The sequence below is a fragment of the Microvirgula curvata genome, from assembly GCF_054781615.1.
In genome coordinates this window covers 326,203-337,669 of record NZ_BAAGUB010000036.1, presented here as the reverse complement: position 1 = coordinate 337,669, position 11,467 = coordinate 326,203, and the positions used below count along the sequence as shown (strand labels likewise).

Below are 11,467 nucleotides of genomic sequence, written 5' to 3'. Positions count from 1 at the left end.
CCGCATGTCCATTCGCTTGCTAGGTCTGTATACCGGCCGCGCCGCCCCGCTCGGCGACGATGGCCGCCTGTCCGCCATCGTCAAGAGCGCGGTTTCCTCCGCCCATATCGGGCCGACCGGACTGGATGGTGACCAGCAGGCCGATCTGAGCGTGCATGGCGGTCCGGACAAGGCGGTGCATCTGTACCCGGCAGAACACTACGCGCGACTGGCCGAAGCCTATCCGGCGGTGGCCGACCGGCTCGGCCCCGGCTTTCTCGGCGAAAACCTGTCCCTGACCGGCCTGCTGGAAACGACGCTGCGCGTCGGAGACCGGCTGCGTGTCGGCGAGGCGCTGCTGGAAGTCAGCCAGCCGCGCAGCCCGTGCTGGAAAATCGACGCCCGTTTCGGTTGCAAGGGAGTGGCGGCGACCGTTGCCCGTCAGCGGCTGACCGGCTGGTACTGTCGGGTGATCGAGACCGGCGGCATCCACCTCGACAGCCGCATCGAGCCCCTGCCCGGCGACAGCGAGGCCCTGACCCTGGACGCGCTGATGGTACTGATGGCCTCGCACCGCCCCGACCCGGCGCAGTTGCGTGCCGCCGCCGTGCCGGCGCTGACCGCCTCCTGGCGCAAGCGCCTGCTCGACCGTGCCGACTGGCTGCAGCAGAACCAGGCTGACAGCGTGCAGTGGCCGCCGGCACATACGCCCGGCGCCCATGGCTGAGGCGACGCCTCAGTCGCCACTGCCTGTTCGCCCGGCAGCCACGGCACAGGCTTCGTTGCCTTCCCGCCGACCGATGGCAAGGACGGTGACGAGGATCCCGTCACCGTCCACCCGGTATGCCAGGCGATAGCCCGCACGCCGCAGCCTGATCTTGTAGCCGTCCTTCATGCCGCTCAAGCGGGATTTTGGCACGTGTGGATGGCGCAGCCTTTCCGCAAGCTTTTTCTTGAACTGCGCCCGGACTGCGCCGTCAAGCCGCGGCCCTTATACCGTCAGCACGACCTTGCCCAGATTGCGGTTGGCCTCGACATAACGATGGGCTTCGGCCGCCCTGGCCAGCGGGAACGAGCTGTCCAGCGTGATGCGGACTCGCCCACTGGCCAGGGCCGGCAACACGGTATCGCCCAGCCGCCCGGCCAGCCGCGCCTTGTCGGCCAGCGGCCGGCTGCGCAGGGTCGAGCCGATCAGCGTCAGATGCTTGACCATCAGTTGCGCCAGATCGAGTTCGGCCAGCCGACCGGCCATGAAGGCGATGACGACCAGCCGGCCGCCCGGATTCATGCAGGCCAGGTTGCGTGACAGCGAATCCCCCCCGACCGGGTCCAGCACCACATCGGCCCGACCGGCCGCCTTCAGCGCTGCGACCACGTCGTCGTCGCGATAGTTCAGTGCCAGTTCGGCGCCAAGCTGACGACAGAATGTGCATTTGTCAGCCGTGCCGGCGGTCGCAATCGCGCGCGCACCGACCAGGCCGGCCAGCTGGATGGCCGCCGCACCGACACCGCCGGCACCGGCATGGACCAGCGCTGTCTCGCCCGGCATCAGCCGTGCCAGGTCGATCAGGTTCAGCCACGCCGTCATCCAGGTCTCGGGCAGCGTTGCCGCTTCGACAAAGCCGAGTTCGTCCGGCAAGCGCACCGCCAGCGGCGCATCGACCAGCGCATATTCGGCATAGCCACCGCCGCCGACCAGTGCCATGACCCGGTCGCCGACCGCGAAATCCTTGCTGCCGATACCGACCGCATCGACTTCGCCGGCCACCTCCAGCCCCAGCGTTTCCGGTGCGCCCGGTGGTGGCGGATAGCGGCCTTCACGCTGGGCAATGTCAGCCCGGTTGATGCCGGCCGCGCGCACGCGGACGCGCAACTGGCCGGGCCCCGGTTCCGGCATCGGCAGTTCGCCGACGATCAGGGTGTCGGCATCACCGGGGGCGGTCTGGATGATCGCTCTCATGACGGTTGTCTCCTCTGACATGAATTCAGCATCCAGTCTGCCCCGATCCGGCGACAACGGCAAACCACTAACGAGTTGCAGCGCAGCACGAAAAAAGAAAAACGGAGCCAGTAAATGGCTCCGTTTCCGGGCAGAAAGCCTGTCGACGCCTATTCGGCAGCCGGCTTGCTGTCATCGATCAGCTTGATCAGGTCGTTCAGCTCGGCCTTGACCTCCTCGATCGCCTGCTGGCGTTCGCCGGCCGGCACTGCATCGGCAACCGCCGCTGCAGGCGCAGCGTCGGCAGGGGCCGCGACAGCGTCCTTGCCGGTACCCATGCCGTCCAGCCGACGCTTGGCGTCGTCCTTCTCGGCATCGGTCAGTTCAGCGGCGCGCTTGCCGTCGAGCTTGTAGCGATACTGTTCGCGCTGCATCGCCTTCAGGTAGCGCGCGGTGCAACAGTGGCGCTGAATCACGCGCTGAACCACTACCGGATCAAACTGGGGCAGTTCGGCGATGAGCGCCTCGTGGATGCCGATTGCCAACGGCTTGAATTGACGCAACACGCCAAAGCGCTTGTAGATCAGGTCGGTTGCTTCCTTGACCTGCTGACGCTTGGGTTTGTCACGCATCGCCTGTTGCAGGGCAAGTTGGAGCACGGGATTATGTTGTTGGGACATGAATCAAACAAATCTGATGAAACGGATTGGCCGCGAGTATAGCCGTGTTACGCCGGTTTGCCTGCTAAAGCTGACATCTTATGACGTACGACAACCACACTCACGGTTTCAACAAGGCGTCTGCCGGCGTTATTCCGCCGCCTGGACCGGGATGCCGTCAGGCAATTCGACGATCCGGTTCCGTTCGTCGACATGAACCAGACGGGGTTTGTGCGCCGCCAGTTCGGCGTCCTCGAACATGCCGTAGCTGGCAATGATCAGCAGGTCGCCGACTGCCGCACGCCGGGCGGCCGAGCCGTTGACCGAGATCATGCCGCTGCCTCGTTCGCCGCGGATGGCGTAGGTTGCGAACCGTTCGCCGTTGTTGACGTTCCAGATCTGGATTTCTTCGTACTCGCGGATGTCCGCGGCTTCGAGCAGATCCTCGTCGATCGCGCACGAGCCGATATAGTGCAGTTCGCACTGGGTCACGCTGACCCGGTGCAGCTTGGACTTCAGAATAATGCGTTGCATGCTGGTTCCTGCCGGTGTTCGCGGACGACGTGTCCGCTAGCGATGAATTTCAATATTGTCGATCAGCCTGGTCTTGCCCTGACGCGCGGCAGCCAGCACCACCAGCCGTTTTTCGCCGGCATGGGCCAGTTCCAGCGTGTCGGCCTGGCGGATTTCGACGTAGTCGACCTGCCAGCCATGCTGTTCCAGCGTTGCGCGTGCCGCCTGCTCCAGCCCGGCGTAGTCGTTGTCGCCGTCGATCAGGCTGTCGCGGATGCGCGCCAGTTCACGCTGCAGTCGCGGCGCCTCGGCGCGTTCGGCGGCGGACAGGTAGCCATTGCGCGACGACAGCGCAAGGCCGTCGTCGGCACGGCCGGTGTCCACCGGCACGATCTCGACCGGGATGTTCAGGTCTTCGACCATCGACTTGATCACGTGCAGTTGCTGGAAGTCCTTCTTGCCGAAGCAGGCGACGTCCGGCTGCACGATATTGAACAGCTTGCTGACCACGGTCGCCACGCCCCGGAAATGCCCGGGGCGGAATGCGCCGCACAGCTCGTTCTGGATATGCGGCGGCTCGACGTTGTAGTCCTGGCGGATACGCGGATACAGCTCGCGTTCGTCCGGCAGGAACAGCGCGTCGACCCCGGCCTGTTCGAGCCTGGCACGGTCGGCTTCGAAGGTGCGCGGATAACTGTCGAAATCCTCGCCCTGGCCGAACTGGATGCGGTTGACGAAGATGCTGACCACGACACGCTCGGCGCGCTTCTTCGCTTCGTGCACCAGCGCCAGATGGCCTTCGTGCAGATTACCCATGGTCGGCACGAGCGCGAGGCGGCCGGCCGTCTTGCGCCAGGCGCGCAGATCGGAAATGGTGCGGATGATGTCCATAGTTCTGAGAAAAAGGTATCCCGGTCAACGGGGGGAACGGGCTGGCGCCGCGAACGGCGCCGGTCGGGGAATCAGGTCAGAAACTGTGCTCTTCGCCAGGGAAGGCGCCAGTCTTCACTGCCTTGACATACGCTTCGAAGGCACCGGCGATGCTGCCGGCCTCCTGCATGAAATTCTTGACGAAACGGGCCTTCTTGCCCGGGAAGGCGCCGAGCATGTCGTGCATGACCAGCACCTGGCCGTCGACGTCGACACCGGCGCCAATACCGATGGTCGGCACCGACAGCGCTTCGGTCACCTGGCGCGCCAGGGCGGCCGGCACGGCCTCCATCAGCACCAGTGCGGCGCCGGCATCCGCCAGCGCACGGGCGGCAGCCAGTTGCACGGCAGCGCCTTCTTCGGTCTTGCCCTGAACCTTGTAGCCACCAAACACATTGACCGACTGCGGCGTCAGCCCGATATGCGCGCAGACCGGCACGCCGCGCTCGACCAGGAAACGCACGGTATCGGCCATGCCCGTACCGCCCTCGAGCTTGACCATGTGCGCCCCGGCCGCCATCAGCCGGACCGAGCTGTCGAACGCCTGCGCCGGCGAGGTCTGGTAGCTGCCGAACGGCAGGTCGGCCAGCACCAGTGCATTCTTCGCCCCGCGCGCGACCGCACGGGTGTGGTAGATCATGTCGTCGAGACTGACCGGCAGCGTCGAGTCATGGCCCTGAACGACCATGCCCAGCGAATCGCCGATCAGCAGGATTTCGACCCCGGCTGCATCCATCAGCGCGGCAAAGCTCGCGTCATAACAGGTGAGCATGGTGATCTTCTGGCCATCGGCCTTCAGGCGGGCCAATGTGCTTACGGTGACTTTCATCGGGTGTATGTATCCTGGTGACGGAGGGCCTAGGCGCCGGCGCCCTTGTTGAAGTAGCTGCGGGTTCCCTGCATGTCGGTGATACAGCGCAACAGCAGTTCGAAATCCTCGTCACTGTCGACAAGGTTGAGATTGTCGGTATTGACGATCAGCACGGGCGCGCCGTCGAAGTGATGGAAAAATTCGTTATACGCTTCGGCGACACGGCGCAGGTAACCATCCGGAAAGTTGTACTCGTATGCCAGACCGCGCTCGGCAATGCGTCTGGCCGCCGTATCCGGCGACACTTCCAGCGCGATCAGCAGATCCGGCAAAGGATACTCTGGCAGGACTTTACGCTGCAATGCACGATACAGCGCCAGTTCATCGCCCTCGAGGTTCAGCTGCGCGAACAGGAATTCCTTGTCGAAGCAGTAATCGGCAACCACCGGGTGCTCGCTGACGGTATCCATCAGCTGGCGGCGCTGCTCTTCCCGCTGCAACAGGAACTGCAACTGGGTGTGCAGCGCGTAGTGCTTGCGGTCCTGGTAGAAGCGCGGCAGGAACGGGTTGTCGTCGATCACCTCTTCGAGCAGGCGGGCCTGCCAGTGCGCGGCCAGGCGGCGGGCAAGCGTGGTCTTGCCGGCGCCGATAGGGCCTTCGACGGCAATATAACGGTATGGCGACATGATTCTCCCTGGGCGGTTCACCCGGCCGCCGCAACGACGACGGGGCCCGGGCATGATAGCGTCATTTACCGGCCGAACGACCGCCGGAATGCAGACAACTTCCTGCTGGCTGACTGCCGGTCAATCAATACGTTCCACACCGCTGCAATCCAGGACGGACAGCAGCTCGGCCACCCGGCCGCGGCCGGGCACGGACAGGTCCGGGGCGATGTCGGCCAGCGGCGCCAGCACGAAGGCACGCTCGTGCATGCGCGGGTGCGGCAGCGTCAGCGCCCGGTCATCGCGCACGAGTTCGCCCCAGGTCAGCAGATCCAGATCCAGCGTGCGTGGCGCATTGCGGAAGGTGCGCACCCGGCCGCAGTCGCTTTCGATCTCCAGCAGCGCGGCCAGCAGCGCATCGGCGTCCAGCGTGGTCTCGACCAGCGCGGCGGCGTTGATGAAATCCGGTTGCCCGGCATAGCCGACCGGTGCGGTGCGATAGCGCGGCGAGCGGGCGATCACCCGGGTCGCCGGCAGCAGGTCCAGCCGCGCGAACGCTTCGTTCACGGTCGCAGCGGCGTCGCCGAGGTTGGCCCCCAGCGCCACGGCAGCCAGTGTCATGCGTCCACGCCCGGCGTATCGCCGGCCGGCTTCTTGCGCCGGCGGCGGCGCTTCTTGCGCGCCGGGTCCTGTGACGGTTCGTCGGTGACCATCATTGATTCGCGACGGTCGCCATCGGCAAACTGGAAGTGCTCCCACCACTCGGCCAGCGCCTTCGGCACCTCGCCGACTTCGGCGCGCAGGCACAGGAAGTCGTAGCCGGCGCGGAAGCGCGGCTGTTCCAGCAGGCGGTAGGGACGCGAACCGTTGCGGATCTCGAAACGCGGCTGCAGCACCCAGATCTCGCGCATGGTCGCCAGGAAGCGGCGCGGGATGGCCAGCCGGTCACCGAGCCTGGCTTCGACCGTGTCCATCGCATCGAGCAGGGCCGGAATGGATTTTTCACCGGTATCGAGACGACGCTGCCACTCGGCGTTGACATTGCTCCACAGCAGCGCGGCAAACAGGAAGCCGTCGGAAATGCCCTTGCCTTCCATCAGCCGGCGATCGGTCTGTGCCAGCGCCAGCTTGACGAAGTCCTCGCCGCCCGGCTGGTCGATGATCGCGTCCAGCAGCGGAAACAGCCCCTTGTGCAGCCCTTCGGCGCGCAGGCGGGTCAGACAGGCCCAGCTGGCGCCGGAATGCAGCATCTTCAGCATTTCGTCGAACAGCCGCGCCGACGCCACGTCCTTCAGCAGTCCGGCCAGATGGCCGATCGGCTTGCGGGTCGCCTCGTCGATCGAGAAGCCGAGCTTGGCCGCCAGACGCACCGCGCGCAGCATGCGCACCGGGTCTTCCTTGTAGCGCTCGATCGGCGGGCCGATCATCACCAGCTTGCGCGCTTCGACATCGCGCACGCCATGGTGATAGTCGTGAATGGTTTCGTCGGCGGTGTTGTAGTACAGCGCATTGGCGGTGAAGTCGCGACGCCGCGCATCCTCGGCCATGCTGCCATAGGTATTGTCGGAGACGATGCGCCCGGACTCGGTGGTCTCCAGATCGCTGCCGTCGCCGCGGAACGTGGTGACCTCGATCACCTCGTCCCGACCGAACACCACGTGAACGATGCGGAAACGGCGACCGATGATGCGCGAACGGCGGAACAGCCGGTGCACTTCTTCCGGCGTTGCGTTGGTGGCGACGTCGAAGTCCTTCGGTTCATGGCCGATCAGCAGATCGCGGACCGCGCCGCCAACCACGAAGGCGTCGAAACCCGCCTCCTGCAGTCGCGTAGTGACTTTTAGCGCGGACGGGCTGAGCTCGTCGCGCCGGATACCGTGCTGGGCGAACGGGATGATCTTGGCGCGTGCCGCACCACGGGATTTGCCCGGCAGGCGGAGCACACGACTGATAAATTTGCGAATCATCGCGGAGGTCGGATTCGTACGGATGGCCAGAGAAGCCGGCGATTATACCGCCATCCGTCGCTTTGGCTTCATCTGTTCTGCCGGAGGGGGCGTTTGCAGTCACCGGCTACTGCGATGACGGCAGGGACGGGCGCGGAATTAACCACACTTTTACCGATAACAAAAGCCCCTCTTGCGAGGGGCTTTTGGGGATCACCGGTTTCTCTTGTCTATCCCACTCCCGAGGCTTTCCCGCCACGCCCCGCCTCAAACCACCCCAGCCGTTTCCAGCCTTACCGGCAGGCGGAAGCGGAAGCGACAGCCGCCGCCCGGGGCCGGCTCCAGTTCGAACTCGCCGCGGTGGTACTCGATCACCGAACGGCAGATGTTCAGGCCGATGCCCATGCCCTCGGCCTTGGTGGTAAAGAACGGCATGAACAGCTGCTCGGCCAGTTCCGGCGCGATACCCGGGCCGTTGTCGGTCACCTCGACCTCGACCATGCTGCCGGCCTCGCGGGTGCAGATCGACAGCATCGGCTTGGCGATGCCGGCATCGCGCATCGCCTCGACCGCGTTGTTGACCAGGTTCAGCAGCACCTGCTCGATCAGCACCCGGTCGACGTCGGCGGCCCGGCATTCGGACAGCGAGGCCTCCAGCCGCACGCCCTGCACGCGCATCACCGGCCCGGCCAGCGTCAGCACCGACTCGACCACGGCATTGATGTCCACTGGCGCCAGCTGTGGTGCCCGTTTTTTCACAAAGCCGCGAATGCCGTGAACGATCTGGCCGGCGCGGCGCGCCTGCTCGGCGATTTTCTCCAGCGGCGCACGCAACTGCTCGCGGTCGAAACCGGGCAGGTCCATCTTCTTCAGGCAGCCGGTCGAATAGGTGGCAATCACCGCCAGCGGCTGGTTGATCTCGTGCGCCAGCGTGGACGCCATCTCGCCCATGGTGACCAGCCGCGCGGTACTCTGCAGCTTCTCGGCGTGCTGGCGTTCGCGTTCGGCCAGCCGCTTGGATTCAGTGATGTCGGCATAAATGCCGAGCCATGCCGCCTCGCCATCAACCCATTCGATGCGTCGGCGGTGAATCTGGTACACGCGCGGCGACCCCGGGAAAGTCAGCTCGCAATCGATCACGTCCTCGTCGTTGCGCGTGTCGCGCGGCCACGGCAGTACCACGCAGAACGGGGCATCCTGCTCGGCCCGAACCATGTTTTCCTCGAAGGCGCGGTTGGAGAACAGCAGTTGCCGGTCGACGCAGCGGCTGACGCACACCGGCGCATCCAGCCCGTTGAGCACCGTCGCCAGCCGTTCCTGCGCCGCGGCCACCGCCATCCGCTTGCGCTTGTGTTCGGTGATGTCATAGAAGCTCGCCAGCCAGCCGGTCTGCCGGCCGCCCTCGTCCACCAGCGGCGTCAGGTACAGCCGCACGTCGAAACGTCCGCCATTGCGCCGCTCGAACAGCAGCTCGAAGCCCAGGCTGGGGATGCGGTCCTCGGCGATGCGGGTCAGCATCTCGTCCAGGTCAGCCTGGCGGTCGGCCGGCCAGAAGGAATACGGCGGCGCCTGGCCGACCAGCATCTCGGCCGGCACGCCAAGCATGTCGCACAGCGCGCGGTTGACGCGGGTGATGCGGCCACTGAGGTCGATCGCGATCAGGCCGTTTTTCATCGAGTTTTCGATCGCGCTGCGCAGCGCCATTTCGCGCCGCAGCGCACGCTCGACCCGGTTGCGGGTCTTGATGTCGAGGCGGATCTTCCACAGGCTGGCGACCAGCAGCGCCATCAGCAGCAGGGACACGCCGCCAAGCACCGGCATCGCCATGCCGACGCCGACCCGGTAGGCGGTCGCCTTCAGCCGCAACCCGTGCCCGGGCGGGGTGAATTCGATTTCATGGCTCAGCGCGCCGGGCCGCTCGGCCAGCTGGAATTTGGTCGCCAGCACCTCGCCGCCGAGGTCGACCACACTGATCTGGTATTTCTGCCCGATCCACCACGGCACCTGGTGGTACAGCAACTGGCTGAGGCTGAAGGTCAGCCGGATGCCGCCGGCGAACTGCTTGCCGATATAGATCGGCGCCACCAGGTCGACCAGCGGTTCATGATCGGCCAGCCGGTACACATCGCTGTAGCTTGGTTCGGTCAGCCGGCGTGCCACGTCCAGCGTGTCGAGCAGCGAGTAGCGCCCGCCCTTGTCGCCGCCCTGCTGCGGGACATCGACAAAGCGGCCGATATGCCAGCGCACATGACCGTCGGTATCCAGCCGCTCGATGCGGGCGATTTCGGGGTTTTCCCGGATCAGCAGTTTCGCCGCGGCGGAAAAATGGCTTTCCGTCATGTCGCGCTTGGCAATCTCGCTGCCGATCATGCCGCTCCACTCTTCCAGCGAGTCGAAGCGCAGGCGGAATGCCTGTTCCAGCCACAGGATGTCCTGGATCAGCGTGTCGCGACGCTCGTCTTCCCAGTCGCGCCAGACCGCCGCGCCCAGCAGGCCGAGCACCAGCAGCAGCACGCTCAGCGCCGCCGTCGGCAACCAGACCACGCCGCGCGAATCGGCCAGCGAGAACGTCGGGCGCCAGCGGCGCGGTTTGTTCTTTTCAGGCTGCTGATTGCTTGCATGGGGCATGGCGAGTCCATCCGGCCGGTGGCGACAGGCTGATCCGGCGTCGCCGGAGACAGGGGGCAACGGGACGGCGTTTCAGTGATCGGGGCGGCAATTGTAGCGCGCCCGGCCGCGGCGGGCAGGGCGGCAGCGGCCAGTCCGGAAGCATAATTATTATTCCATTAGGGCATTCCCTAATAGCCATCCGGTCTTGTGCACACTATGTTCCGCCCAGTGTCCGACAAAAGGACACTCGCATGACACACAACAACAACACCCTGATAGTTCTACAAATTATGGAGACAGGAATGAAACTCAAACTAGCCGCCCTGACCGTCGCGCTCGGCCTCGGTCTGTCGCAAGCCGCCGTCGCCGCCGGCGAAATCGTCATCAAGTTCAGCCACGTCGTGGCCGTGAACACCCCGAAGGGCAAGGCTGCCGAGTACTTCAAGAAGCTGGCCGAAGAACGCACCAAGGGCAAGGTCAAGGTCCAGGTCTACCCGAACAGCCAGCTGTACAAGGACAAGGAAGAGCTCGAGGCGCTGCAGCTGGGCGCGGTGCAGATGCTGGCCCCGTCGCTGGCCAAGTTCGGCCCGCTGGGCGCCAAGGAGTTCGAGGTGTTCGACCTGCCGTACATCTTTGACGACTACAACGACCTGCACAAAGTGACCCAGGGCCCGATCGGCAAGCAGCTGCTGGCCAAGCTGGAACCCAAGGGCATCAAGGGCCTGGCATTCTGGGACAACGGTTTCAAGAGCTTCTCGTCCAACCGCCCGATGAAGACGCCGGCCGACATGAAGGGCCTGAAGCTGCGCATCCAGTCGTCCAAGGTGCTGGAAGAAGAAGTCCGCGCCCTCGGCGCCATGCCGCAGGTGATGGCGTTCTCCGAGGTGTACCAGGCGCTGCAGACCGGCGTGGTCGACGGCACCGAGAACCCGATCTCGAATTTCTACACCCAGAAGATGCACGAAGTGCAGAAGAACCTGACCCTGACCAACCACGGCTACCTCGGCTATGCGGTGATCGTGAACAAGAAGTTCTGGGACGGCCTGCCGGGCGACGTGCGCACCACGCTGGAAGGCGCGATGCGTGACGCCACCACCTACGCGAACCAGATCGCCGAGAAGGAAAACAACGACGACCTAGCGCGGGTCAAGGCCAGCGGCAAGACCCAGGTCTACACGCCGACGCCGGCCGAACGTGCCGCGTTCAAGAAGGCGCTGGTGCCGGTGCATCAGAAGATGTCCGACCGCATCGGTCCGGACCTGATCAAGGCGATCTACAAGGACACCGGCTTCAACCCGGCGCAGTAAGCCCCCTGCCCCGGCGCCCCGACACGAACGGCGGACGGTTTTCCGTCCCGCCGCGGGCGCCGGCGTCCTCCGATACCCGCTCTTCGCAGTGATCTGCGACCGGATACC

11 protein-coding genes and 1 pseudogene are annotated in these 11,467 nt (G+C 65.2%); 2 read left to right on the top strand and 10 right to left on the bottom strand.

From position 1 onward, the window contains the following. Positions 1-4: 4 nt before the first annotated feature. A complete protein-coding gene (locus ACYVG8_RS18510; RefSeq protein ID WP_281660299.1) occupies positions 5-706 on the top strand; it encodes an MOSC domain-containing protein in 702 nt (233 codons plus the stop codon). A gap of 9 nt (positions 707-715) precedes the next feature. Here ACYVG8_RS18510 and ACYVG8_RS18505 read toward each other — a convergent pair. The 10 genes and pseudogenes from ACYVG8_RS18505 to ACYVG8_RS18460 all read right to left on the bottom strand — a co-directional run. Continuing rightward, positions 716-943 (bottom strand): annotated as a pseudogene (locus tag ACYVG8_RS18505) (type II toxin-antitoxin system RelE family toxin); the annotation flags it as partial. 27 nt (positions 944-970) lie between these two features. Next, positions 971-1,939 carry an NAD(P)H-quinone oxidoreductase gene (locus ACYVG8_RS18500; protein ID WP_028498256.1) on the bottom strand — a complete coding sequence of 323 codons (969 nt, stop codon included), beginning with the start codon at positions 1,937-1,939 and terminating at the stop codon, positions 971-973. Positions 1,940-2,088: 149 nt separating this feature from the next. Next, the gene (locus ACYVG8_RS18495) at positions 2,089-2,577 is read right to left on the bottom strand and encodes a ProQ/FINO family protein (protein WP_158537409.1); all 489 of its coding nucleotides are present in this window, start codon (positions 2,575-2,577) and stop codon (positions 2,089-2,091) included. A 150-nt stretch (positions 2,578-2,727) separates the two neighbouring features. Next, positions 2,728-3,111: an aspartate 1-decarboxylase gene (gene panD, locus ACYVG8_RS18490; protein ID WP_028498255.1), complete on the bottom strand. Its 384-nt coding sequence runs from the start codon at positions 3,109-3,111 to the stop codon at positions 2,728-2,730. A gap of 36 nt (positions 3,112-3,147) precedes the next feature. Further along, the gene (gene panC / locus ACYVG8_RS18485) at positions 3,148-3,981 is read right to left on the bottom strand and encodes a pantoate--beta-alanine ligase (protein ID WP_107888520.1); all 834 of its coding nucleotides are present in this window, start codon (positions 3,979-3,981) and stop codon (positions 3,148-3,150) included. Between the two features lie 76 nt (positions 3,982-4,057). Next, positions 4,058-4,849 carry a 3-methyl-2-oxobutanoate hydroxymethyltransferase gene (panB, locus tag ACYVG8_RS18480; protein WP_028498253.1) on the bottom strand — a complete coding sequence of 264 codons (792 nt, stop codon included), beginning with the start codon at positions 4,847-4,849 and terminating at the stop codon, positions 4,058-4,060. A 29-nt stretch (positions 4,850-4,878) separates the two neighbouring features. Next, positions 4,879-5,517 (bottom strand): deoxynucleoside kinase, encoded by a 639-nt coding sequence (locus tag ACYVG8_RS18475; protein WP_028498252.1) that lies wholly within the window; start codon positions 5,515-5,517, stop codon positions 4,879-4,881. Between the two features lie 120 nt (positions 5,518-5,637). Beyond that, positions 5,638-6,117, bottom strand: a complete 480-nt coding sequence (folK, locus tag ACYVG8_RS18470; RefSeq protein ID WP_028498251.1) for a 2-amino-4-hydroxy-6-hydroxymethyldihydropteridine diphosphokinase — start codon at positions 6,115-6,117, stop codon at positions 5,638-5,640. After that, a complete protein-coding gene (gene pcnB / locus ACYVG8_RS18465; protein ID WP_028498250.1) occupies positions 6,114-7,463 on the bottom strand; it encodes a polynucleotide adenylyltransferase PcnB in 1,350 nt (449 codons plus the stop codon). The genes folK and pcnB overlap by 4 nt, the downstream gene beginning before the upstream one ends. Positions 7,464-7,709: 246 nt before the next feature. Continuing rightward, on the bottom strand, positions 7,710-10,070 hold the full coding sequence (locus ACYVG8_RS18460; protein WP_051528667.1) for a PAS domain-containing sensor histidine kinase: 2,361 nt from the start codon (positions 10,068-10,070) through the stop codon (positions 7,710-7,712). A 284-nt stretch (positions 10,071-10,354) separates the two neighbouring features. Here ACYVG8_RS18460 and ACYVG8_RS18455 point away from each other — a divergent pair, with 284 nt between their 5' ends. Beyond that, the gene (locus ACYVG8_RS18455) at positions 10,355-11,359 is read left to right on the top strand and encodes a TRAP transporter substrate-binding protein (RefSeq protein WP_028498248.1); all 1,005 of its coding nucleotides are present in this window, start codon (positions 10,355-10,357) and stop codon (positions 11,357-11,359) included. Positions 11,360-11,467: the final 108 nt, after the last annotated feature.